This window comes from Labilibaculum manganireducens (assembly GCF_002843385.1).
GTDB classification, from domain to species: Bacteria; Bacteroidota; Bacteroidia; order Bacteroidales; family Marinifilaceae; genus Labilibaculum; species Labilibaculum manganireducens.
This window is the reverse complement of sequence record NZ_MVDE01000010.1, coordinates 1-26,642: the sequence shown is the minus strand read 5'-3', so window position 1 is coordinate 26,642 and position 26,642 is coordinate 1. Positions and strand designations below refer to the sequence as shown.

General features: G+C 36.0%; 17 protein-coding genes. 12 read left to right on the top strand and 5 right to left on the bottom strand.

The window, feature by feature from the left end; translation table 11 throughout:
- Window positions 1-53 precede the first annotated feature (53 nt).
- From BZG01_RS08330 to BZG01_RS08280, 11 genes are all read left to right on the top strand, one after another.
- The gene (locus tag BZG01_RS08330; RefSeq protein ID WP_101309374.1) at window positions 54-1,085 is read left to right on the top strand and encodes a homoserine O-acetyltransferase family protein; all 1,032 of its coding nucleotides are present in this window, start codon (window positions 54-56) and stop codon (window positions 1,083-1,085) included.
- Complete coding sequence (locus BZG01_RS08325) at window positions 1,078-2,268, top strand: homoserine dehydrogenase (protein WP_101309373.1); 1,191 nt, start codon at window positions 1,078-1,080, stop codon at window positions 2,266-2,268. Before BZG01_RS08330 ends, BZG01_RS08325 begins: the two co-directional genes overlap by 8 nt.
- Before the next feature lie 58 nt (window positions 2,269-2,326).
- Window positions 2,327-3,586: an aspartate kinase gene (locus tag BZG01_RS08320; RefSeq protein ID WP_101309372.1), complete on the top strand. Its 1,260-nt coding sequence runs from the start codon at window positions 2,327-2,329 to the stop codon at window positions 3,584-3,586.
- A gap of 1 nt (window position 3,587) precedes the next feature.
- Window positions 3,588-7,259 carry a methionine synthase gene (gene metH, locus BZG01_RS08315; RefSeq protein WP_101309371.1) on the top strand — a complete coding sequence of 1,224 codons (3,672 nt, stop codon included), beginning with the start codon at window positions 3,588-3,590 and terminating at the stop codon, window positions 7,257-7,259.
- A 106-nt stretch (window positions 7,260-7,365) separates the two neighbouring features.
- Window positions 7,366-8,325 carry a methylenetetrahydrofolate reductase [NAD(P)H] gene (gene metF / locus BZG01_RS08310; protein WP_101309370.1) on the top strand — a complete coding sequence of 320 codons (960 nt, stop codon included), beginning with the start codon at window positions 7,366-7,368 and terminating at the stop codon, window positions 8,323-8,325.
- Window positions 8,326-8,504: 179 nt separating this feature from the next.
- Window positions 8,505-12,479, top strand: a complete 3,975-nt coding sequence (locus BZG01_RS08305) for a hybrid sensor histidine kinase/response regulator transcription factor (RefSeq protein WP_101309369.1) — start codon at window positions 8,505-8,507, stop codon at window positions 12,477-12,479.
- A 264-nt stretch (window positions 12,480-12,743) separates the two neighbouring features.
- Window positions 12,744-15,797 (top strand): SusC/RagA family TonB-linked outer membrane protein, encoded by a 3,054-nt coding sequence (locus tag BZG01_RS08300; RefSeq protein ID WP_101309368.1) that lies wholly within the window; start codon window positions 12,744-12,746, stop codon window positions 15,795-15,797.
- An 18-nt stretch (window positions 15,798-15,815) separates the two neighbouring features.
- On the top strand, window positions 15,816-17,390 hold the full coding sequence (locus tag BZG01_RS08295) for a RagB/SusD family nutrient uptake outer membrane protein (protein ID WP_101309367.1): 1,575 nt from the start codon (window positions 15,816-15,818) through the stop codon (window positions 17,388-17,390).
- A gap of 72 nt (window positions 17,391-17,462) precedes the next feature.
- On the top strand, window positions 17,463-18,281 hold the full coding sequence (locus BZG01_RS08290; RefSeq protein WP_101309366.1) for a phosphatidylinositol-specific phospholipase C/glycerophosphodiester phosphodiesterase family protein: 819 nt from the start codon (window positions 17,463-17,465) through the stop codon (window positions 18,279-18,281).
- Complete coding sequence (locus BZG01_RS08285; RefSeq protein WP_101309365.1) at window positions 18,278-19,786, top strand: alkaline phosphatase; 1,509 nt, start codon at window positions 18,278-18,280, stop codon at window positions 19,784-19,786. Before BZG01_RS08290 ends, BZG01_RS08285 begins: the two co-directional genes overlap by 4 nt.
- A gap of 164 nt (window positions 19,787-19,950) precedes the next feature.
- Window positions 19,951-20,490, top strand: coding sequence for a hypothetical protein (locus BZG01_RS08280; protein WP_101309364.1), 540 nt, complete (start codon window positions 19,951-19,953; stop codon window positions 20,488-20,490).
- 283 nt (window positions 20,491-20,773) lie between these two features.
- Here BZG01_RS08280 and BZG01_RS08275 read toward each other — a convergent pair whose 3' ends face one another.
- The gene (locus tag BZG01_RS08275; RefSeq protein WP_101309363.1) at window positions 20,774-21,028 is read right to left on the bottom strand and encodes a hypothetical protein; all 255 of its coding nucleotides are present in this window, start codon (window positions 21,026-21,028) and stop codon (window positions 20,774-20,776) included.
- A 171-nt stretch (window positions 21,029-21,199) separates the two neighbouring features.
- Here BZG01_RS08275 and BZG01_RS08270 point away from each other — a divergent pair, with 171 nt between their 5' ends.
- The gene (locus BZG01_RS08270; RefSeq protein ID WP_101309362.1) at window positions 21,200-21,838 is read left to right on the top strand and encodes a hypothetical protein; all 639 of its coding nucleotides are present in this window, start codon (window positions 21,200-21,202) and stop codon (window positions 21,836-21,838) included.
- Window positions 21,839-21,888: 50 nt separating this feature from the next.
- Here BZG01_RS08270 and BZG01_RS08265 read toward each other — a convergent pair whose 3' ends face one another.
- The 4 genes from BZG01_RS08265 to BZG01_RS08250 form a co-directional block, all read right to left on the bottom strand.
- Entirely contained in the window at window positions 21,889-22,830 is a 942-nt protein-coding gene (locus BZG01_RS08265) for a 2-hydroxyacid dehydrogenase (protein ID WP_101309361.1), read from the bottom strand.
- Window positions 22,831-22,999: 169 nt separating this feature from the next.
- Window positions 23,000-23,497, bottom strand: coding sequence for a hypothetical protein (locus BZG01_RS08260; protein WP_101309360.1), 498 nt, complete (start codon window positions 23,495-23,497; stop codon window positions 23,000-23,002).
- 269 nt (window positions 23,498-23,766) lie between these two features.
- Window positions 23,767-25,107 carry a dihydroorotase gene (locus BZG01_RS08255; protein WP_101309359.1) on the bottom strand — a complete coding sequence of 447 codons (1,341 nt, stop codon included), beginning with the start codon at window positions 25,105-25,107 and terminating at the stop codon, window positions 23,767-23,769.
- 112 nt (window positions 25,108-25,219) lie between these two features.
- The gene (locus BZG01_RS08250) at window positions 25,220-25,951 is read right to left on the bottom strand and encodes a polyprenol monophosphomannose synthase (RefSeq protein WP_101309358.1); all 732 of its coding nucleotides are present in this window, start codon (window positions 25,949-25,951) and stop codon (window positions 25,220-25,222) included.
- Between the last annotated feature and the right edge of the window lie 691 nt (window positions 25,952-26,642).

The window sequence follows — 26,642 nt, the reverse complement described above, 5'->3', positions numbered from 1 at the left end:
GGTGAAATTTTTACAAAGCAAAAAAACAACAAACAAAACAAAATCAATAATTGGTGAATTCAGAATGTTACATCCATAAAGAAGGTTTACAACTTGAATCAGGTGAGTGTCTGAAAGAGTTGGAATTGACCTATCACACCTATGGGGAATACGACCCTAAAAGGAATAATGTGATTTGGGTTTGTCATGCTCTTACTGCTAATTCGGATGTTTTCGATTGGTGGGAAGGATTATTTGGTGAAAATGATTTTTTCAATCCGAAAGATTACTTCATAGTTTGCGACAATACTCTTGCTTCCTGCTACGGTTCAACGGGACCTCTCTCAAAAAATCCGGACAACGGAAAGGCTTACTATCATGATTTTCCACAGCTAACGGTTAGAGATTTAGTTGGGGCGCATGAAATTTTGAGAAAGCATTTAAAAATAGAACGTATTCATATGATGATAGGCAGCTCATTGGGTGGCATGCAGGCCATGGAATGGGCTTATCTGTTGAATGGGAAACTGGACAATCTGGTGATATTGGCTTCCAACGCAAAACATTCTCCTTGGGGAATTGCTTTTAACGAATCGCAGAGAATGTCAATTGAAGTAGATCCAACCTGGAAAGAATCGAATGATGAAGCAGGTTTGAATGGCATGCGCGTGGCTAGATCCATTGCTCTGCTTAGCTACAGAACTTATTCGACTTACGATCATTCTCAGCAGGAAAATGAAGAAGGCAAAACAGATCATTACCGGGCAAGTTCTTATCAGAGGTATCAGGGCGAGAAGCTGGCGCGCAGATTTAATGCTTATTCGTATTGGCATCTTTCAAAAATAATGGATAGTCATAATATTGGCCGTGGAAGAAATGGTTTAGTTTCCGCTTTGAACGAAATCAAATCAAGAACATTGGTAATTGGTGTAAATTCCGATCAGATTTTCCCAATTCAGGAGCAGCGGTTTATTGCTGACAATATTCCAAATGCAGAATTCCTGGAAATCAATTCAATTTACGGACACGATGGCTTCCTTTTAGAACAGGAACAATTAACTGAAGTATTAAAAACATTCTTAAACGATAACAAAACTAATGAGTAATAAATTAAAAATAGGCGTTTTTGGCTACGGTGTTGTAGGTTCCGGATTGGCTCACGTTCTTAAAAACAGCAAAGGACTCGATGCATCTATCGTGAAAGTTTGTGTGAAAGATGCAGAAAAGGAAAGAGATTTAGATGCTAAATTATTGACAACAAATCCTGATGATATTTTAAATGATCCGGAAATTAATGTAGTTGCTGAATTGATTGATGATGCAGATGCAGCTTATCAAATTGTGAAAACTGCTATGCAAAATGGAAAGCATGTGGTTTCTGCCAATAAAAAAATGCTGGCCTATCATATCGAGGAGCTGATTCAACTGCAATGGCAATACAAGGTTTCCTTTTTGTATGAAGCTTCGGCATGTGGAAGTATTCCTATTATCAGAAATTTGGAAGAGTACTACGACAATGATTTATTGCAATCGGTAAGTGGAATCCTGAACGGATCATCCAATTATATCCTGACAAAGATTTTCAATGAAAATCTGGATTACAATCTGGCATTAAAAGAAGCACAGGATTTAGGATTTGCTGAAAGTGATCCTACATCGGATGTTGGTGGGTTCGATACTTTATACAAACTGATTATCCTTACCGTTCACGGATTTGGTTTGTTTGTGCATCCCGATGAGGTTTTTAATTCGGGAATCGCGAATCTTTTACCAAAAGATATTGAGTTGGCATCGCAAAAGGGATATAAAATCCGATTGCTGGGAAAAGTAACCAAAGTAAACGGCAATAGGGTGAATTTGTTTGTTGCCCCAAAATTTGTGAGACCAACAGAGCATGCTTATACGGTTGAGAGTCATTATAACGGCGTTTTAATTCAGGGGAATTTCTACGACAACCAGTTTATGTATGGAAAAGGAGCTGGTGCGCATCCAACCGGATCGGCAGTTTTATCGGATATAACAGCTTTGGCCTACAATTACAAATACGAATATAAAAAGCTGAAATATTATGGTGGTTTGGAATACACCAACGATATGGATGTTGAGATTTATTTGAGATACACAGATAAAAACGATTTGGAATTATTTGATTTCAAGGAGATATCGGAATCGCTGACAGGAAAAGATTTTAACTATGTAATTGGAACATTGAATCTTTCCGAACTGATAAATATCCGTAAGCAAATTGCAGGGAAAGATATTTTCCTGGCTTATTTGGGTGATGAGTAATTTTGAATTTGGGGTATGGGCATCAATCTCATATCTGGCATCTCAAATCTAACTAGAAATGATCATATACAAATTTGGCGGTGCATCGGTAAAAGATGCTGCTGCTATTAAAAATATTTGTCAAATTATTGGCAAAGTAAAGCGTCCGCTCACAGTGGTGATTTCGGCAATTGGTACAACTACCAATTTGCTGGAAGAACTGGTAGATGCTTATTTTTCCGGAAATGATAAGGCCTTGGAACTTTTTGATCTGCTGAAGAAAAACCACACTTCAGTGATCGATGATTTATTCGAAGAAGTTCCTGCGAAGGTCAGTTCGGAAATAAACGCTCTTTTCATCGAGCTGAAAACCAAAATTTCAAAACCATCATCCGATCAGTTCAATTTTGAATACGATCAGGTGATTGGTTTTGGAGAACTTTTATCAACAACAATTGTAGCTACTTATTTAAATCATATCGGACAAAATAATAAGTGGATTGATGTTCGAACTTGTTTGGATTCCGATGATAATTATGTAGATGCTAATATACTTTGGGATTCGTCGAAAGAAAAAGCCAATGCCGTATTTCCTGATAATCCGACTGCATTATACATTACGCAGGGGTTTATTGCCAGAGATCCGAATGGTTTCACCACCTCTTTAGGAAGAGAAGGTTCGGACTACACAGCCGCAATTTTAGCTCACTTGCTTGGCGCTGATAAAATGATTATCTGGAAAGATGTTTTGGGAATTTTGAATGCAGATCCTGATTATTTTGAGGAAACAACCAAATTGGATTTAATTCCTTATCATGAAGCAATAGAGCTTTCTTACTATGGTGCCAGAGTAATTCATCCGAAAACCATAAAGCCGTTGCAGGCAAAAAAGATTCCTTTGTGGGTAAAATCATTTATCGATCCATCGCAAAAAGGAACATTAATTACAAAAGGAGATCAGCCACAACCATTGCTGCCAAATTACATTGTCAAAAAAAGACAGTTGTTAGTGACTTTAAAACCGCTGAATTTTTCTTTTATTGGTGAAAAAGACCTTGTTTTTATTTTTACACTGGTTACAAAGTATAGAATAAAGCTTAATTTTACTCAGAACACTGCGGTTAGCTTTGCTTTTTGTGCCAATAGCTCAGCCAGAAATATGCAGGATTTGGTGGCAGAATTGGAAGAAAAGTATGAGGTTGAATTGAGTGATGATCTGGAATTGATCACCGTTCGGCATTATACGCCGGCCACAATCGAAGAAATACAGAACAAACATCATGTTCTGGTAGAACAAAAGAATAGTAATACTGCAATCTATCTAACAGTCGCAAATTAATATGGAACAGAAATTTACATCTATTAAAGAGGCATTACAGAAGCAAATTCTTGTTTTAGACGGTGCCATGGGAACAATGATTCAGGCACACAAGTTGACTGAAGCAGATTTTCGTGGAACCCGTTTTGCAGATTTTTCAAGTGATCAGAAAGGACACAACGACTTACTGACTTTGACTCAGCCTGAAATCATTAAGGAGATTCATCAAAAGTTTTTGGAAGCCGGAGCCAATATTATTGAGACCAATACATTTAATGCCAATGCAATATCATTGGCCGATTATCAATTGGAAGAACTGGCGTATGAACTGAATTTTGAAGCAGTAAAAAATGCCCGGACAGCTGTTGATGAAATGAATCTTATTGATCCAAATACTCCGCGTTGGGTAGCGGGAGCAATAGGCCCAACCAATAAAACGACTTCTATGTCGCCAAAGGTTGAAGATCCTGGATATCGGGATGTAGGTTTTGATGATTTGGTGAGAATTTACACCGAGCAGATAAAGGGATTACTGGATGGTGGAGTGGATGCCCTTTTGATAGAAACAATTTTTGATACTTTAAATGCCAAGGCTGCCATTTATGCGGCTGATTTATTGCTGGAAGAAAGAGGATTGGATACACCAATCATGATTTCGGGAACCATTACAGACAACAGCGGACGAACTCTTTCGGGACAAACCCTGGAGGCTTTTGTTACTTCAGTAAAATGTGACCGATTGTTGAGTATTGGACTGAATTGTGCTTTTGGAGCCAAAGATTTGGTGCCGTATATTCAACAATTGGATACGCTGCTTCCGGTTTACGTGAGTGTTTATCCAAATGCAGGTTTGCCAAATGAATTGGGAGAGTACGACGAAACTCCACAAACCATGTTGAGTGATCTGAAAGAATTATTGGATAACAAAAAGATAAATATTGTTGGAGGTTGCTGTGGAACCCGGCCGGAACACATTAAAATATTAGCTGATGCGGTTAAAGGTGCTGCTCCCAGAGAAATTCCGGTTGTAGAAAAGGAAACCCGTTTGAGTGGATTGGAATTACTGCGGATAAATTCGCTCACCAATTTTGTGAATGTAGGAGAACGGACTAATGTGGCAGGTTCTATAAAATTTGCCCGTTTAATTCGTGAAAAAAAATACGAAGAAGCACTTTCAATTGCTCGCAATCAAGTTGAAAACGGAGCACAAATCATCGATGTAAACATGGATAATGCCATGTTGGATGCTGAAAAGGAAATGGATATTTTCTTAAAGTTATTGGTGTCTGAGCCGGAGATTTCCCGTGTTCCCATAATGATCGACTCATCGAAATGGTCGGTGTTGGAAACAGGATTGAAATGTGTGCAGGGAAAATGTGTGGTCAATTCAATTTCTTTGAAAGAAGGAGAGGCAGAATTTATTGATCATGCAACCAAAATAAAAAGATACGGAGCTGCTGCGGTCATCATGGCTTTTGATGAAAAAGGTCAGGCCGATACTTTCCAGCGAAGAACTGAAATTTGCGCAAGAGCCTATAAAATATTAACCGAAACGGTTGGCTTTCCGGCCGAGGATATCATTTTTGATCCCAATGTATTGGCAATTGCCACAGGAATTGAAGAACACAACAACTATGCGGTTGATTATATAAAAACCGTAAAATGGATCAAAGCCAATTTGCCACATGCTAAAATTAGTGGTGGAATCAGCAATTTGTCATTTTCTTTTCGTGGAAACAATACAGTTAGGGAAGCAATGCATTCCGTTTTCTTGTATCATGCCATAAAAGAAGGCTTGGATATGGGAATTGTAAATCCGGGAATGTTACAGATTTACGATGATATTGAGCCGGAACTTTTGGAGAAAGTGGAAGATGTGGTTTTGAATCGGAAACCTGAGGCTACCGAGATACTCATTGAATTGGCCGAAGGATTGAAATCGGTAGGGAAAGTTCAGGTGAAAGCCGATGCATGGAGAGAAAAACCTTGTTTTGAAAGACTTTCTTATTCTCTGGTAAAAGGAATCACCGATTACATTGAACAGGATTCTGAAGAAGCCAGACAGTTGTTGCCTCGTGCATTGGATGTGATTGAACAACCTTTGATGGATGGAATGAACATCGTAGGTAATTTGTTTGGCGAAGGGAAAATGTTTTTGCCTCAGGTGGTAAAATCAGCAAGGGTAATGAAAAAGGCTGTTGCTTATCTTCAACCTTTTATAGAGGAAGAGAAAAATAGCCTTACCGATGCGAAAAATGCCGGTAAAATAGTAATGGCGACCGTTAAAGGTGATGTACACGATATCGGGAAAAATATTGTTGGCGTAGTTTTAGGCTGTAACAATTTCGAGGTGATTGATTTGGGCGTTATGGTTCCAAGTTCAAAAATTTTAGAAGTCGCCATACGAGAGAACGTGGATGCAATTGGTTTAAGCGGGCTGATCACTCCATCCTTGGAAGAGATGTGTTTTGTTGCCGAAGAAATGAAGCGGCAGGGCTTGAATATTCCTTTGGTAGTAGGAGGTGCAACCACTTCGGAACTGCATACAGCAGTTAAAATAGAACCAAACTATGACAATGGTGTGGTTCACGTTGTAGATGCGTCCAAGTCGGTTGGAATCTTTAAGCAGTTGTGCGATAAAAATAAAAGAGAAGATTTTCTGGCAAAAACCCGTGATGAGTATCAAATGGTGCGTGAAGATCATGAAAATAAAAAACCGGTTGAATACTATACTTTGGATGAGGCCCGGAAAAACAGAGAGCAAATTGATTGGAAAACTGCTCCTGTTTATCAGCCGAACAAAACTGGATTGCAGGTGCTGAATAACTTTTCGATTGGCGAAATCCGCAAATACATCGATTGGACTTTCTTTTTTGTAGGCTGGGAGCTAAAATGCATGTATCCTGAAATTATGGAAGATCCGGATTTTAAGGAACAAGCTAAAATCCTTTTCGATGATGCCAATTACATGTTGGATGTAATTGAGCGCGAAGGATTGATTGAAGCAAGTGCGGTTTACGGATTGTTTCCTGCCAATAGTGTTGGTGATGATATCGTATTGTATACCGATGAAGACAGAACAAACGAAATTACCAGATTTTGCGGCATTCGTCAGCAGGAGAAGTTTAAAAAAGGACTGAGCAGTTTGTGTTTGAGCGATTTTGTAGCTCCAATTGAATCGGAAAGAATCGATTATGTAGGTGCTTTTGTCGTAACAGCAGGTTTGGGTATTGAAGAAATACTTCAGAAATTTGCCGAAGATCATGATGATTACAACAGCATCATGATTAAGATTTTGGCAGATCGTTTGGCCGAGGCTTTCACGGAATTATTACACGAGAAAATTCGGAAACAAGATTGGGGATATGCTGTCGATGAGGATCTGAACGTTGAAGAAATGCTTCGTGAACATTATCAGGGAATTCGTCCTGCTTTTGGATATCCATCATTGCCCGAGCATTCAGAAAAACAAGTGCTTTGGGATTTCTTGGATGTAGAGAAGAATATCGGAGCAACATTAACCGAAAGTTTTGCCATGTATCCGGCAGCTTCGGTAAGTGGATTGATTTTCGCTCATCCGGAGGCATTGTATTTCTCTATCGATAAAATTAAGGAAGATCAATTAAAGGATTATGCCTCCCGAAAAGGAATATCCGAAGAGAAGGCAAAGAAGCTTTTAACTTCTATTTTATAGAATTAGTTATAATAAAAATAGTAGTTAGCAGCTGGTAACTAGTAATTTGTTGATTGAATGAATTACTGCGTACTAAAAACTAACGACTAATATCTAACAAAAACCAATGAAAGTAATCGAACTATTAAATCAGGCAATTGAGAATAAAACCACACATTTCTCATTTGAATTGTTGCCTCCTTTGCGGGGAAACAGTATATATAAAGTTTTTAACACGATAGATAAACTAAAGGAATTCGATCCTAAGTACATTAATATCACAGCACATCGCGATGAGGTGGTTTTCACAGAATCGGAAAGTGGTTTAATTGAAAAAAAAATTACCCGAAAGCGCCCGGGGACGGTAGCAGTTGCGGCAGCAATAAAAAATGAATACAAAATAACTGTTGTTCCTCATGTAATTTGCAGTGGATTTACTCCGGAAGAGACTGAAAATGCACTTTTGGATTTAAATTTTCTGGGTATTTATGATTTACTACTACTGCGTGGTGATTCATCTTCCCGCCATGCTTTTATTTCCAGTGAAGGAGAGCACAAATATGCGATCGATTTAATCAATCAGGTGAATAAAATTAACAAAGGCGGATTTTTGGATGGCACACATGTTGAGCCTTTTGCAACTCCGTTTTCTTTCGGTACGGCCGGATATCCTGAAAAACACGAAGAAGCTCCAAATATTGATTCCGATATTTATTGGTTGAAAAAGAAAGTGGATGCCGGAGCCGAATATATCGTTACCCAAATGTTCTTCGATAATCAGAAATTCTTCGATTTTGTAAAGAAAGTACGCGATGCCGGTATTACAGTTCCTGTTGTTCCGGGTATCAAGCCAATATCTGCATTAAGCCAGTTAACAGTGCTTCCGCAGATTTTTAAAACCGATATTCCTGAAGCATTAGCTGCCGAAGTTCGTAAATGCAAAACCAACGATGAGGTGAAGCAAGTGGGAATAGAGTGGGGAATTCAGCAAGGAAAAGAATTGATTCAGCACGGGGTTCCTTCCTTACACTTTTATACACTTATGGCATCCGATTGTGTAAAAGAAATAGCCAAGGCAATTTATTAAACATGGTTTAGCTTTTAGGTTGAAGCAGAGAATTGCTCTGCAAGAGTGTAAAAAAAAAGGTCGTTAGGAACTATCAATTAGTTCCTAACGACCTTTTTTTGTGAAATATTCTTTTGAAATGAGATCAGAGTACATTCAGATAAGGATAACCATTAGATAATGTTATAATTACATATTGAATGGATTTACTGTCTTTCTTTGATCAATTAAAGGAAGATGCAATAATGGTTCGTAAATTGGTTGTTAGTTTATTATTATTGATATTCGTTTTACCTCTTACTGCTCAGAATTCATATAGATTTCAACAGGTAACTGTGGAAGATGGATTGGCAAATAATACAATTCAAAACATTACAGAGGATAAATTTGGACGAATATGGTTTGCTACCTATGATGGTTTAAGTTTGTTTGATGGTTTTGAGTATAAAATAGTAAGACCATTTGAATCAGGATCAGAAAATGAAACTTCGGTTGGTTGTGCAAATATAATTACTGTAGATTCCATTGGAAATATTTGGGTCTTGTTAGAAAATAGTACTCTTGTACGCTTAATTAATGATAATGGCGAGAGTATTTTTTACAAAGATTTAGCTGTTGATAAAAGCAGTAAAAATACGATTGGTTTGGATTCAAATGGGAATATATATTATCAATCGGGTAATACTTACTATAGCTTTGATTCAATTCGCAGCGATTTCAAAAGAGTCCAGAAAATTGATATTCCACAATTCTTTCCTGTCGAAGAAATTACAAAGCAACTAAAGTTCTTATTTCCTCGAGTTGAAATATATTCAATATATAGGTCTCCTAAAGGAAATGATATTTGGATTTTAACATTAAATAAGGGAATTTTTTATTGTAAGGATGGAGATGTCTCCCATTTAATCAATTATGGGATGAGTGTTCCTGATCCTCATAAAATATCGAGTAATGAAGTTTATTGTATTTTTGAGGACCGATCTGGTAATATATGGATAGGAACTAAAAATTCGGGAATTAATGTTGCTTTTTCAAAAGTAGATGAATTCAAAACTTTCAACGTTATTGGTTCTGACAACCCGGATTTACAGACTACTATTCGAGCTATTTATCAGGAAAAAAACAGTAAGTTATGGATTGGTACGTACAATAATGGAATTGTGATAAAGCAAGGTGAAAAAATTGAAAGAATTCATCTTGCAACACAAGGAAAATTAGATAAATGGGATTGGGTTCGTTCCATTTATCAAAGTAAGGATCAATATATTTGGGTGGGAACTTATGTTGGTATTTGTCGAATTCATCCGGAAACCAAAGAGATTAAATATTGGCCGGTAGGGAGGAATAAAAATTTACCTTCATTAGGTCGTATTTATAGTATTGCTGAAGATCAAAAAGGAAATTTGTATTTAGGAGAATGGGGAGGTCTTGATTATTATGATCGGGAAAAAAATCAATTTATTTGTTTCGATACTTTAGATGAGTTGAAAAACATACACATTCGAAAATTGCATTTATGTACGAGTGGAGATTTGTGGATTGGTACCGAAGCCCAAGGGATTTTTGTGCTCGATACAAAAACACATAGGATTAAGAAGCACATTACAAAAGGGGATGCTGAGAATAATTCTATCTTAAGCAATAGTATTTTTGACATTTACGAAGATAGTGCTGGGACTATTTGGGTGGCGAGCTTCGGAGGACTTAATGCTATTGACGGGAAGTGGAACGTGAAGGAATTTGCTTACTTGAATAAGGATTTGCCATCAAGTCTTATTTATCATGTTTTTGAAGATGCAAAGCACAATTTGTGGTGTGGTTCTCCCAAAGGCATTATTCACGTAAATTTGCAATCGGAGCAGGTCAGAGTTTACGATCAAAAGGACATTGGCAATATTTCAGAATTTGCAGAAGGAGCAGCTTTTAAAAATCAGGATGGTATTTTGTTTTTTGGCGGATATAATAATATTGTCAGCTTTCATCCTGATTCAATTCATTCTTCTGCAGAAATTCCCATACCAATGCTCAAATCGGTATGTGTAAATGGTGAAAGCTGTGCCGAATTTGCCTATGGAAAAGTTTGTGATTCTTGTTTTGTCTTTCCTTTTTGGAAAGACAAAATAAGCTTTAGTTTAAAAGGGATACAGCTTAGTTCTCCTAATAAAATTAAGTTAGCTTGGATACTGAAGTCTTTTGATCAAAATTATCAGACTTTTCAAGGACCTGTTCATGAAATTTCATATTCCGATTTGCCACATGGGGAATATCAATTGTGGATAAAGACTGCTAATGCTGACGGAATATGGTCTGATGAGAAAAAAATGTTTTCGTTTAAAATTGAAAAACCCTTTTGGTTGGAGTTTTACTTTATTGTTTCTCTAATTTTCTTTTTAGCTATATGTATTTTGACTGTAGTAAGGATAAGGTTTTTACAGGTTAGACGTAAAAATAAGAAACTGGAAGATATCGTAATTAAACGAACTTTGAAAATTGAAAATCAAAAAGAAAAACTCCAGCAGGTAAATCAATCTTTAGAAGAGAAGAATGCTAAAGTATCTGAACAAAGGGATCAGATTCTTGCACAGAGAGATCATCTTTTCGAGATGCATAACAGGCTCGAAGAATTAAACAGATTAAAACAAAATTTTTTCACCAATATTTCTCATGATATTCGAACACCTCTGACTTTAATTATTTCTCCTTTAAGTGAACTCCTTCAGAACAAGAATCTCTCATTAGAAATGCGTACGAAATTACAATGTATGCAAACAAATTCAAACTATATTCTTCAACTTATTGAACAGGTGTTAGATAAGAGAAAACTAGAAGTTGGAGGTTTGTATTTGATTTTTAAACAAGGAGATATTGTAAGTATTATTCAAACAGTTATTAATTCATTTATGAATCAGATGGAGTCAAATTTACTGAAATTGACATTTCTGACCAGTCATGAGAGTTTTTATTGTCGGTATGATTACGAAAAACTGCAACAAATCGTATTTAATTTACTTACAAATGCAATAAAATTTACACCGGCAGGAGGGCAAATTACTTGTGAATTAATATTGAAAACGAAAGGTTTTGAATTTAGTGTAACTGATACAGGTATTGGAATCCCTTCTGATAGGATTAAGTATATTTTCGATCGATACTATCAAGTAGGGAAATCATCGCAGCCCGAAAATGAAGGGGTAGGTATTGGCTTATCATTGGTAAATGATTTTGTTCATTTGCTAAAAGGTAGGATTCAGGTAGAAAGTGAAGAAGGTTCTGGCAGTAAGTTCATTTTATTTTTACCTTTTCATTCTGCCAAAGGGCCAGAAGATATAAATTATGCATTAAATCAAGAAGTCTCACCAGTTGAAAAGGAATTCCTCGCAAACATCGATATGGACGAATCAAGGAAAGAGTTGATTCTTTTAGTTGAAGATAACTTTGATTTGAGAGAATACCTTACGGAAGTTCTGTCGGAAAAATATCGTGTAGTAACTGTCGCAAATGGTTCTGAAGCATTAAAGTATTTAAAAAAGGATGCTTCTGTAAATCTTATTTTATCAGATTGGGTGATGCCTGAAATGGATGGCATTCAATTGTGTCAGAATTTAAAGAAGAAAGGAAGGTATCGAGGTATTCCTTTTGTTCTTTTAACAGCATTGTCAGAAATTGAGAATCAGAAAGAAGCTTATTATTCTGGAATCGATGATTTTATACCAAAGCCCTTTCAGATAGAATTGCTTTTTCTTAAAATCTCAAATTTATTACAGAGAAACAAGCAAATAAAAGTGGCAGCTAATACTGATGCAGTAATGAAACCAGAGAACAAAATGGTGGAAACCTATGATGAAAAGTTATTTGCAAAGCTGAAAGAGATGATGGAAAAGGAAATATCCAATGCTAAATTTGGACAAACAGAATTAGCTAAGGAAATGGGGATGAGCCAAATGCAATTGTATCGAAAACTAAAGGAATTCACAAGTATGTCGCCTAATGAATTTATTCGATCGTTTCGAATTAAAAGAAGTTTGCAATTGCTTGAAAGGGAAGGAATTACGATTAATGAGGTTAGTGATATGGTTGGTTTTAACGATCCGAAGTATTTCAGTCGTTGTTTTGCTAAGCAACAAGGAATGACTCCTTCTAAATATCGAAACATTCATTTGAGTAATAAAAAATAAGTTTTTGTGTTTTAACCGAAAATCACTCTATTGTTAAGGCATTGTTAATGTTGAAAGAATCCTCTTTTTTTAATAGAAATATCCCCAAAGTGTAAAATTTATCTCCTTTTTCCGAAAGAATTATCCCCCTCCTTTTTTTTAAGATGAAATACTTTAGCATTCGAAATCAGAAATATAATATGCTTTGGTTTCAAATTTTTATTCTGTCAGAAGAGTAAGTTGTTGAATTATTCAGTTTTAAAACCTTAATTTATTTAAAGCAAAATGAAAAAACTATTAATTCTGTTTTCGTTGGTTATTATTTCGATAACGATTATGGCTCAAACGAAACTAACCGGAGTGGTGTATGATTCAGAGAAGTTGCCACTCATTGGAGCGAGTATCCGAATAAGCGGAACAAGCGAAGGAACTGTTGCCGATATGGATGGAAAATTTTCATTCGAAACAGATCTTACAAAAGGGAGATTACAAATTTCATTTATTGGATTTCAATCTATTGAAAGGGAATTTGATGGCTCACAGGACTACACTATTTACTTAGTGCAAGAAACAACTAGTTTGAATGATGTAGTAGTAATTGGTTACGGATCGTCACGAAAAAGTGATTTGACCGGTTCTGTTGCTTCTGTTTCCAATATGGATCAAATAAGTAGTCGTCCTATTACAAGTGCGCAAGAATTTTTGCAAGGAAATCTTGCTGGTGTTACTGTTCAGCAGCAAGGAGGTGATCCTGCAAGTACTCCAACAATAACTATTCGTGGGATGGGATCAGTTAATACAGAATCTCCATTGTGGGTAGTTGATGGAATGCCTTATTATGGTGGTACACTAAATCCTAATGATATTGAATCAATAACTGTCTTGAAAGATGCAGCATCTGCAGCAATTTATGGTGCACAGGCTTCATCTGGTGTTATTGTGGTGACAACAAAAAGCGGTAAAGCTGGTAAACTTTCTGTTGCTGTTGATGTGTTTGCTGGAGTTCAGCAAGCTGATAATTTACCTGTTCCTTTAACGGCAGAAGAACAAAACTGGGCTTATAATACTGCTGCTGATAACAGTGGAGCTACGAGAGATCCGGCTCGTGATGTGAGCTTAAATCCTTGGGGTGGAGTTAATCGCACCAACTGGATTGACGAGATTTTCAGGAAGGCATCTGTTTACAACGCTAATGTTGGTTTAAGTGGAGGAGGTGAAAAAGGAATTTATAGTGCTTCGTTCAGTTATCAGAAAAAACAAGGTTTGCTTATTAATACATCATCGGAACGCATTGGCTTACGAGTAAAATCTCAATATAATTTGAGTGATAAAATGAGAGTAGGACAAAACCTTTATGTTTTAAATGAGGAAGCTATTGGAACCAACAATACATCAAGTTACTCAGGAACAATTATTAATGCCATGTATATGCCGTCGGCGGCACCAGTTTATGATGGAGAAGGCAATTTTCATGGTGTAGCTCCCAAGGGTTCAGACTATGCAGGATCTTATGGTGATGTTTATAATCCTGTTGCCTTGTTGAAACGTCCTGCTACAAGTAATCCTGTTACTTATATTGATGCCAATGCTTATATCGAATTTGATTTCATTAAGGATTTTAAATTTCGCTCTTCTCTCATGTTGAGTTTGAAGGATTCAGAGTATAAGAAATTTACACCTAAAATTCCAGAAAGTGGAAGACCATCGGAAATGAATTACCTGAATCAAAGTTGGTCAAAACGTAACAAATGGATTTGGGACAATCAGGTGAGTTATTCTAAAACGATCAATAATCATCATTTAGATTTCACAGGTGTTTATTCTGCACAATATACTAAGTATGAGTATAATTTGGTGAATGCACAGGATTTTGCAAGGGAAGAAAACTGGTATCACTATCTTGAAAATGCTGGTTCTATTAATTCTTACTCAAGCGATGCTTATGAAGATGCATTAAATTCTATGATTGGTCGTTTTCGTTACAACTATAGTGATAAATATTTTTTGATGGGCAGTATTCGTCGTGACCAAACATCTCGATTGAGTAGCGAAAATAACAGTGATTTATTCCCATCGGCATCTGTAGCCTGGAAAATGAGTAATGAGTCGTTTATGCAAGAATTGAATTGGATTCATTCAATGAAATTACGTGCTTCATGGGGACAGATAGGGAATATTCAGTCCGTAAGTTATTATGCATATAATGTGCCTATGTCTTCTCAGCGTCCTACTTTAGGTGAAGGCGATGCCCAGAAGGTTTCAGGATACTACGTTAAACAACAGTCAAATCCCAATTTAAAGTGGGAAACTTCTGAATCATTTGATGTTGGATTAGATTTGTCTTTATTCAAAGGCAGTTTGGAAATTACTTCTGATTATTTTGTGAAGAATACTAACGATATGATTATGACTAATGCTGCAGATTCGCATCTTGGAGTGAACGATGGTCCAACTTCAAACGTAGGAACAGTCGAAAATAAAGGATTTGAATTTTCAGCTTTGTACAAAGGCAATATTGGTAGTTTAAAGTATTCAGTAAATGGAAATTTTTCAACGACTAAAAATAACCTGAAAGATTTGGATGGATATACCAGCAGCTATATTTATCACAGTAATAATGTACGCTCAACATTGTATCCATACCGATCAGAACCAGGGCAAGAATTGTATTCTTATTATTTGATCTCTTCTGATGGTATTTTCAAAACTCAGACTGAGATTGATAATTATACAGGATCAAACGGACAGTTGATTCAACCAAATGCAAAACCAGGAGATTTAAAGTTTATTGATTCGAATAAGGATGGTGAGATTAGCAACGAAGATCGAACTTATAAAGGAAATGCATTTCCTGATTTTACTTATGCATTCAATTTCTCTGCTGAATATAAGAATTTTGATCTAGCCTTAACTTTCCAAGGAGTATCAGGAGTAAAGTTGTTTAATGCCTACAAATTCACTGCTTATAATGCTGCGCAACAGGGGTATAACTTGGATAATCGGGTCTTAAATGCTTGGTCCGAAAGTAATATAAATTCTGAGATTCCTATGTTGAGAGTAGATGATCCTAATTCTAATTTTGGAACGAATTCGGATTGGTATTTAGAAGATGGTTCGTATTTACGATTAAAGAATTTAACTATTGGGTATAATGTTCCTGCTTTGTTATTGAACAGAATCTGCCAAGGATCTTCACTTCGGGTTTATTTCTCTGCAGAAAACCTTTTTACGATTACTGATTATACAGGTCTTGATCCTGAAGTTGGAGGAATTGGTTTGGATCTTGGAACCTATCCGGTTGCAAAAACTTATTCACTTGGTTTATCATTCAAATTTTAATTTAAAATTATCATTATCATGTTGAAAAAATATATGTCAAAGGCTTTGATTTTTGCTTCTTTTGTTGGAATCGTGTCTTGTTCAGATGATTTTACTTCACTCACTCCATTGGGAAGTGCAACAGAGTCGAATTACTTTCAAACGCAGGCTGATGCCGAAGCTGCTGTAAATTCAATGTATTATTATATGGGCGATGAAGATATGTTCTCCCGCGGTTTTATGTGGTACATTAATGCTTCTGATGATATGATTACTGGTCGTATTAAAGCAGAAGCTGACAATATCAAGAATTTCAATCTGACTGGAGACGAGGGTTATGCAAGCTGGATGTATCCTCAGTCTTACAAAATAATTCGTCGGGCTAATGATGTTTTAGCAAATGTTCCGGATATGGACTTCGATGAAAGTGTAAAAAAACGTTGTCTGGGAGAAGCTTATTTTATGCGTGCTTTCCATTATTTCTGGGTTGCTTCAGCCTATGGAAATGATGTGAGTGGAGGTGTTCCCATTGTGACAGTTGAAAATATGAAAGAGACAAAGTTTCAGCGTCCTGCTTCAGTTACTGAAAATTATGCTCAAATTGTGGAGGATTTAACAAAAGCTGCAGATTTATTGCCATTGTATACCTCTTACTCATCTGAAAATAAAGGTCGTGCGCATAAAGATGCTTGTTATGCATACATTGCTAAGACCTATTTGTACTGGGCACAGTACGATGATTCTAAATGGGAAAAAGTAATTGAGTTTTGTGATATGGTAAGCAATTCTGGTTCGGGGCGTAAATTAATTGACACGGATACGCCTGAGAGTGATTTTCGATCAGTGTTTACATATCAGAATGAATTTGGCTCGGAATATATTTGGTCTGTTACTTCAGGTATCGACAGAGGTAGTAAGTTAGTTGGTGTGATGCTTGAAAATAAAGGCTGGGGTGTTTACAACGGCTGGGGGTACTATACACCAACAGAGGAATTATTTGAGGCTTTTGAAGATGGAGATTACCGTCGTTCAGCTACAATTTTGAATTTTGGAGACGAATTTCAGTTTTGGGGAGAAAGTCGCAGGTATTATTCAACAAATTCTCTTTCTGGTTTTCAGTTCAATAAATACATGGATATTTATTCGTATGCCGATCCTATTGGGAATGGTTTAATTAATGCCAACGGTGATGCTCTTTATACTATTCAGGATGTGCCAATTTTACGTTATGCGGAAGTGGTTTTGATGAAAGCAGAAGCAAAATTGAAACTAAGCAAAAATGCGGATACAGAGATTAATTTGATTCGTAACAGAGCTGGTTTGGCTTCAAAAGTAAATTGCACAATGGCTGATTTGAAACAGGAACGTCGGGTTGAGTTTGCTGGTGAGTTTGCAAATCGTCATCGAGATTTGGTGCGCTGGGGAGATGCTGAATCTATCTATTCTAAACCACTTCATGGTCGAATTCATTCAGATAAAACAAATCCTGATTCACCTTATACGATAGAGGAAGTTTGGCCAGCACGTACCTACAAACCAGATGTTCACAATGTTTGGATTATTCCGAGCGAAGTGATTTCAAGTTCAGGTATTGATCAAAATATTGGGTGGTAAATACATAATTACGAATGCCATTGATATATTGAATTGGTGGCATTCGTATAATCTTGGCTAAATTAAAGTTCAATGATGGTATTCTTAAGAGTAGTACTTGTTGCTGTTGCAGCAGTAATTTGTTCGGTAACTGTTTATGCGCAGCAATGTAATTTTAAAGGTGGTCATTCGCATAACGATTATCTTCAGAAGCGTCCCTTATTTGAGGCCTTGGAAAATGGCATGGTAAGTATTGAGGCAGATGTTTTTTTACGCAGCGGTAAACTTTTAGTGGGACACAACGAGAATAATCTGAGGTTAGAGCAAACACTGGAACATTTGTATTTGAACCCATTATTACAGTTGACAAGGGACTCATCCAAAAAATTTAATCCAATCATTTTGATGATTGATATTAAGGATAAAGGCAAGGAAACTTATACTGAATTGAAGAAGATGTTAATACCATATTTGGAGATGCTAACTTGTTTTTCAGATAATAAAATTAGGCAGAAATTAGTAACAATTATTATTTCGGGAGACCGGCCGGTAGAGATTTTGAAAAAAGAAACTTTAAGGTATGCTTTTTTGGATGGTCGTATTTCAGACATAGACAAATTTAAAGATTCAAACCTTTTTTTACTAATTAGTGATGATTGGAACACATATTTTACATGGAAAGGCAAGGAGGAGATATCAAAAAAAGATTATGAGAAATTATGCTGTTTAACGGAAGCTTGCCATTCTCAAAATAAAATGATACGATTTTGGGGAATGCCTGATGAATTATCAGAATCAGTTAATTTCTGGAATGTTCTTCGAAATGCAGGTGTTGATCTTATTGGTTGTGATTGCCCTTCGTGTTTTAGTAACTATTTTAATAAATTGGATGAAAAGCAAATAAAAAAATGAAATATATACATGGGCTTATAGCTCTGGTCTTGATAATCGTAAGTAATTCTGCCTGCCAAAATAAAAATCTTAAGTTACATGATGATATGATTCGGAATGAATCGGAATTTTGGAACAAAAGATCCATTTCACATGTGATACTAAATCAAATGATTGGGAAAGATACACAAGTGATTTGGAGCACAACTTCTCATACTGCAGCACCGGTTCCTTTAGGTGCTGTTGGACCTGAAAAATATACAAAGATGTTGCAAGGTCCTATCCAAAACGATTCGTTAGGACGGGTATTGAAAAGTGCTGTTAAAGAAAAGTTAAATGTAATAATCGTAATTGGAGATGGAATGGGAAATATGCACATGGCATTACCAATTTATGAACGATATGCACAAAAAAATAAGATTCCTACTTATTTCGAACGTATAATGAGTGAAGGGGCATGTGGATATTTGTATACAGGTACTGCCAGAGGATTGGTTACAGGATCAGCAGCCTCGGGAACAGCAATTGCTTGTGGAAAAAAAACACTGATGAATATGATAGGTGTAGATTCTTTGGGAATGCCTTTACAAAGCGCATTAGCATTAGCCATAAACGGGAGATACAAAACGGCAATTGTTACTGATGCAGGAATAACCGATGCAACTCCTGCTGCTTTTTATGCACATTCTATTAATAGGGATGCGGAACAGAAAATAGCTGATCAATTAGAGGCTTCGAGCAATATTGATGTGATTTTAGGAGGAGGAGCAAACCTCTTTTTCCCCAAAGGAACAATTTTTTCAGATTTTGAAGGAGTGCCTGAATCTTTAAATTTTGAATCTTTAAGAACTGATTCTCGTAATTTAATTGAATCTTTTCAAAAAAAGGATTATCAATTTTGTTCCACTTTAAGACAATTACAAAACATTGAAAGAGGCAAAGTTATAGGTTTATTTGCCAGCGGAGGATTGCCTGCTGCAATTAACCGCGATGAATCAACCGTATCAATTCCAAGTGTGAAAGAGATGGGAAATAAGGCTTTAGAATTGATTTCGGATACAGATTCTCCTTATTTTGCAATGATTGAATGCGCCAGAATTGATTGGGAGGCTCATGATAACGATATAGCTTCGGTTTATAAAGCAGTTGAAGAAATGAATCAGGTTTTAAAAGATGCGTACAGAAAATATCAGGAATCTCCGGAAAATACATTATTGATTTTTACCGCTGACCATGAGACTGGTGGGCTAGAGGTTGCTTATCGAAAAATGCCTAAAGAAAATGCATTTCATAAGAAAATGGAAAATGGGGAAGAATGGGAAAACATCACAAATCCATTGTTATATAAAATATTTGTAAAAAATTTGGAACGACAGAAAAAATCTGTTTCCAGTGTGTTGGGAGAGTCTGCAACACTTAGCGAATTAAAAATAAATATCAGAGAGAAATTGGGAATTGCGCTTTCTAATGATGAGGCAGAACAATTATTTTACTCGATGACTGATTATAAAAGATATAAAGATTAACATTTTTTTTTCATTTAATATAGTTTGGATTTATAACGTCAACAGAAGACAGCTGTTGGCGTTATTTTTTTGCCATTTAAATTGGAAAAATCCGATTAAAAATTGTGATTGTTACAATAATAATTATCTATGTACTGTTTCTATTTAATATTTAAAAATTAGTTATGAAGAGAAGAATAATTTTATTGAGTTTGATGCTTGTTGCAATAGTAGGGAATGCCCAAATTTTTAATACATCAGGAATTTTAAAAAGTGGTGAGGCGTCGATCGGATTTGAACCTTCTATGTTGGTATCCAATGGATCGAATGAATTTTTAATGTTTTTTCATGCTGGAGTAGGTGTTGGAAAAAATATTGATTTGGGAGCTAAGATTGGTGCTTTTGGTGATGAAACTTATTATGGTGGCGATGTTGAGTTCGGAATCAGCAAGAACCTCTCATTGTCAGCAGGAGCTCACCATTTTCATGATTTTGGGTTCGATGGAACAGCCAATGTAACTGTTCCCTTGGCATCGGGAACAAAATTGATTACCGGATTAGATATGGATATTAATTTTGGCGATGAAACTGCAATCCCACTTTGGGTGCCAATTGGTATAAGAGTTGCCGTTGGAAATGGATGGTCCCTGATTATGGAAGCTGAAATTGAATTAACCGATGAAGCTTATCACTATTTTGGAATTGGAATGGCTTACGGATTTTAGAATTTACACTCATTAATAAAAAGAGGCTGTTTCGTAGTTATGAGACAGCCTCTTTGTTTTAGATAACTTTATTTTCCAAACTTATCAGTAATCTTTTGAGCCCTAACTTCCGATAATTTACTATTCGATTCATGAGTCCAGTCACCAACGTGCGGACTAAGCAATACTTTTTCCGCTTCAATCTGATAAACAAGCACCTTTCATCTGACCAGATGCGGATTTTTCACCAGGTAAGGAATGCGAACCCCCTTTTCAGTGTATTAGTAATAAGGTAAATCGGTTTTTAAAATTTATTCAGGAATTTATCATTTACCAAAAACATCGTTTCCTCCACTTGTTGCACATACAGACTCATAATATCGCATTGCTCAAACAAGTCTTTCATCTGTTTTTCTTCACAAAGCTCGCCTGAATAGTTGAATTTGTCGTAAGCAGTTGTTTTTCTGTGAAAACCTTTAATGGAGAGGCAAGTGATATTCGTATAACTGTATCTCATAATTCTAATAATATCGTTTTTAGGTTCTGTTTGTAGTATCATATTTGTTGATGAAAAGCTTTTAATTGTTGACTAAAAGCCATTGAGGAAAGATTTTTTGGAAAAAATATTTTTCTATTAAGTAGATTTTATGTAAATTGAATTAAACAGTAATACTTGTGGTATTGGTGATTTTTTTTACATAAAACAATATAATGTTATTAACTTAAACTCATGAAAAAGCGAAAAACAAGCATTCAGAAGTTAAAAGAATTTGCGAGGCAGTCTAATAGAAATATTGACTTTTCAGTGAAGCATTGTCATGGTAATGCTTTGAATCCTCTTATTTATAATCTTCGAAATCTGTATATTACTAATAATGGAGGTGAGAGTAGTTATTTTGTATGTTTTGGAGATTCCCGAAAGATAAATGAAAAATCAACGTTTAGTGGTGTTTTTTTCCCAATATCGATGTGCAGATCAGCTAAAATACTTATCAGAAAGAAAAATATAAAGGATATATTTAATCCCTTCTTATCGCAGAGTGATTATAAAACGGGCAATGAATCTTTCGATTCTCAGGTGGTGATAGAGGAGTTTGATTCTATCGGGACAAATAATATTTTTAAGAATTTAGAGATACAAGAATTGATTTGTAACTCATTGGAGTTTGATAAGAGGCTTAAAATCGGAGTGAATCTTGTAAATGCCAGTTTTGTTCCGTCATTAATAAACAGATCTCATTTTGGAATTTTTACTACAGACAGTTGGTTTGTTGAACCGGAAAAAATAGAAACCTTATTCAGCATTGCAGAAGAAATCAGAAGTCATATTATTCAGCTTGAGGAGCCTAAGCTGGAGCTTCATATTTAAAATACAAAACCTTTAATTTAATTAAAGGTTTTGTATTTTGGTAAGAATCATTACTCTCCAAATTCATCAATAATCTTTTGAGCCGTAACTTCCGATAGTTTAATATTCGATTCATGTGTCCAGCCTCCAACATGCGGACTCAACAATACTTTTTCCGATTCAATTAAATATTGAAACTCTGCAGGCAGCTCTGATGCATGCAAATCTTCGAAGGAAGTTTTTTCAAATTCCAAAACATCCAAACAAGCACCTTTTACTTGACCCGATTCTAAATTTTTCACCAAATCAGCAATGCGAACAACTTTTCCGCGAGCAGTATTAATCAAGTAAATTGGCTTTTTAAATTTATTCAGGAAGTCATCATTCACCATAAACATTGTTTCCTCTGTTTGTGGCACATGCAGACTCAAAACATCGCATTTCTCAAACAAATCATTCAACTGTTTTTCTTCACAAAACTCATCCGAATAATCGAATTTATATTTGTCGTAGGCAATAACTTTGCAACCGAAACCTTTCAAGCGCTGGGCAAAAGCACCACCCATATTTCCATATCCAATAATACCAATGGTTTTTCCTTTTATTTCGATGCCTCGATTTTCTTCCCGTCGCCACATTCCATTTCTAACTTCCCAATTGCACCGGCACAAGTTGTTGAAAAGAGAGAGCAGCATTCCTACGGCATGTTCACCAACCGCATCTCTGTTTCCTTCCGGAGCATTAAAGCATCTAATCCCTTTGCTTTCGGCGTAGTCAACATCAATGTTTTCCAATCCGGCACCCACACGACCAATAAATTTCAGACGGGTAGCCTGATCTAATTCTTCCTTGTTTAATTTGAATTTACTGCGGATAATAAAGCCGTCGAACTCATGAAAAATTGCCAGAAGCTCTTCTTTGTTTTTTGCAGGTGCATAAGTGCATTCAAACCCTGCTGCTTCAAGCATTTCTCTTAAACGTGCGTGGGTTGAATCTATAAATAGTACTTTCATTGTATAAGTGTCAAGTTTAAAGGATCAAGAATCAAGAGAGTTCATGATTTAAATTTTTTGTGTAAAAATAGATGGAAATTCAGAAAATGAACAATTTCAGGTCAAGTATTAATTAGATGAATAGTTAAGAATTGGAATTGGTTTACAAATCTATGTAAGGCTTAAATAATCAATTTTTATCAGCATTTAAATTTACTACAAAACTAGCCTTGTAGCCTCTAACTTTTCCTAAAGCATCATATATCTCGTAGCCAAACATCATTTTATTAACTCTCTTTTCAAGAGAAAGCTTTTTCGCATCCCAAAACCATTCCTCTTCAAACTGAATGTTTCCTGTTTTATTCATCAAATCACTTTCGGCTATTATTTTTTCAAGTTCAGGAATTGATAACCGGTGATTGTCGTAATAATCAAAGGCCGGAAGATCGCCATTTCTTACCGCATTAATAATGTCTTTTATAAGGTCGTGAATATTGGTATTTGCAAGGCATTCAGTTTTCCAATCATCCTTAGGATTTGGATTAGTCAGCAAAACCTCATAAATAATAGGATTGGCGATTTTTACACCAGAATATTCTTTGTTTTCAACAGTATCTTTCTGCTGGCAGGAAAACAAAAACAGCCCTGAAAAAATCAGAGCTGTAACTATAAGATTATAGTGTTTCATATGTTTATAATTTTAAGTTTTTGCCATATGGAACTTACCATGCTTGGAATAATCATCCCCCTGTGTGTCAAAATCGCTTTGGCATGGACGTTTCATATGTTTATTATTTGTTTTTCAGTTGCCATATAGCCTGTCCCGAACTTGTTTCGGGAGAACTTACCATGCTGAAATAATCATCTCACTGTATGTTAAAACACCTTTTGGCATGAACGTTTCATATTTTGAAAATTTCACCTTTCACCTTTTTTCTTATTTCTCAAATCTCACTTCTACCTTTCAAAACTCAGCCTCATTCCTTTAGAACTGTCATCAAATACACCATTGTCGTAGGCCAAATGTCCATTAACAAAGGTTTTGTCTACTTTATATTGGAATTTCTCGCCATCAAAAGGAGTCCATCCACATTTGTATAACGAATTGGCATTGGTAGCCATCCAGTCATCTTCTTTTAAAATAACCAAATCGGCGTAGTATCCCTTGCGAATAAATCCACGTTTTTCAACCTGAAAAATTTCAGCCGGAGTATGGCACATTTTCTCCACTACCTTTTCCATACTGATCTTTCCTCTACGTGCTTGTTCCATCATAGCTATCAGCGAATGCTGAACCAAAGGACCACCACCGGCGGCTTGCATGTAGTTGCCATCCTTTTCTTCCGGAGTATGCGGAGCATGATCAGTTGCAACCACATCCAAACGATCATCCAAAAGAGCTTTCCAAAGCGCATCCTGATCTTTTTTTGTCTTAATTGCAGGATTCCAACGTATTCTCGACTTTTTAGTCAGGTAATCTTTATCATCAAACCATAAATGGTGAACACACACCTCACTGGTAATTTTTTTATCTTTTGCAGAAATCGAATTATCAAACAAATCCATTTCCATGGCACTTGACAAATGCAGAATATGCAAACGAGTATTGTATTTCTTTGCCAGTTCGATAGCTTTCGATGACGATTTGTAGCAAGCCTCGGCACTTCTTATCACACCATGATACTCCATAGGAATGTCATCACCGAATTTTTTCTGATATTCAGCCTGATTTTTATCAATGGTGGGAGTGTCCTCACAGTGGGTTGCGATCAACATGGGCGATTTTTCAAAAATCTGCGAAAGTGTGTCAATATCATCTACCAACATGTTTCCGGTCGACGAGCCCATAAATATTTTAATGCCACAAACCGATTTCGGATCAGTTTTTAATATCTCCTCCAGATTTGTATTTGTAGCACCCATATAAAAGGAGTAGTTTGCCAAAGATTTTTCAGAGCCTAATCTATAGCGTTCTGTTAGCAATTCCTGAGTTACCGTTTGTGGTTTCACATTGGGCATATCCATAAACGAGGTAGTTCCCCCGGCAACAGCAGCTCTCGATTCGGTATATAAATCCCCTTTTTGTGGCATTCCCGGATCACGAAAATGAACCTGATCATCAATAACACCCGGAATCAGTAACCTTCCGGCAGCATCAATAACAGTCCAATTCTTATCTGTAACTTCAGGAGTTGAAGTGTATATTTCTTCAATTAGTTGATTTTTCACAAGAACACTTCCTGCAAACTTTTTGCCTTCATTAATAATCAAGGCATTTTTAATTAGAAAACTTGACATTTGGTTGCTTAGTTAATGTGTTGTAATGTTTTGTATTTATAGTATATAGATGTTTAGAAAGCCTCACTATTTTATCAAATAAATTAATCTCACAGCTAACATCTCATTTCTCCTATCTATTATATTTTGTGAAAAAGCTTCTCAACTTCATTTTAATCACTCCCCAAACAGCTTCATTAAAAATTCCACCGCTCATTTTAGAGGTTCCCTGGGTTCTGTCGGTAAAAATAATTGGTACTTCAATAATATTGAAACCATATTTCCAGGTCGTAAACTTCATTTCAATCTGAAAAGCATAGCCTTTAAATCGGATGTTATCCAAATTAATCGTTTCCAATACCTTTCTTGTATAGCATTTAAAGCCGGCTGTAGCATCATGAATCTTCATTCCCGTTACAAATCGGACATATCTCGATGCAAAATACGACATCAATACTCTACCCATAGGCCAATTTACAACATTTACACCGGAAACGTAGCGCGATCCAATGGCCATATCACCACCTTTTTCCGAACAAGCCTTATATAAGTGAACTAAATCTTCCGGATTGTGTGAAAAATCAGCATCCATTTCGAACACATATTCATATTTGCGTTCCAACGCCCATTTAAAACCAGTAATATATGCTGTGCCCAAACCAAGTTTGCCCTTGCGTTCTACAATGTGCAGCTGCGAAAATTCATTTTGCAGTTTCTTTACAATAGCAGCAGTCCCGTCTGGCGAGTTATCCTCTATAATCAGAATATCAAAAGCTGTATCCAGCGAAAAAACCTTCCTTACAATCGCTTCAATGTTTTCTTTTTCGTTGTAAGTTGGGATAATAACAATACGATTTGTCACCATGAGAGATTAATGTGTTAAAATAATTTTGCAATACGAAGATAGTATATCTACCTAAAATCTTTTCCGAACGATAGTTAAAAAGCCTAAAATTTTCAATTTTAATCCGACCATTCCCAATTTTCTATAAAAAGAATAGTAAAATTGGTCGGGCTATCCGCTAAATCTTTTACCTCGTTCCTCACTAAAAGGATATCGCTTCTATCCGTAATGGGGGATTCTCGCGATCATCAGCGAATCATGTTTTACTCAGCACCATCAGGAATCATTCACTCATTTACTTTTCATCAAAAATTATTCAATCAGGTTATCAATGAGTTAAGATAATGTTTAGAAATACTTTCCAAATGCATTAGGAATTGGGAAAAATAATCATTTATCTTTGCACCGCTTTCAAAGGAAAGTGTCCGGTGTTTAGAGTGATTTGGGGAGTAATTTTTTTATCACAGGAACGGGCTTTATTTTTTTGAAATTTTTTCACTTAGGGATTAGGATATATTAAAATAAATGATTTATCTTTGCACCCGCTTTCGGAGCTAACGAGCTTGTGAGTCACTAGGAAACTTAGGGATTACAGCGAAATTACCCTGAAAAAAAAGTTGAAAAAAGATTTGCAGATTAGGAATTAAATTCTTTATCTTTGCACTCGCTTTCAGAGACAGAAACGACTGTCTTACAGAGAATGAAATTTTAG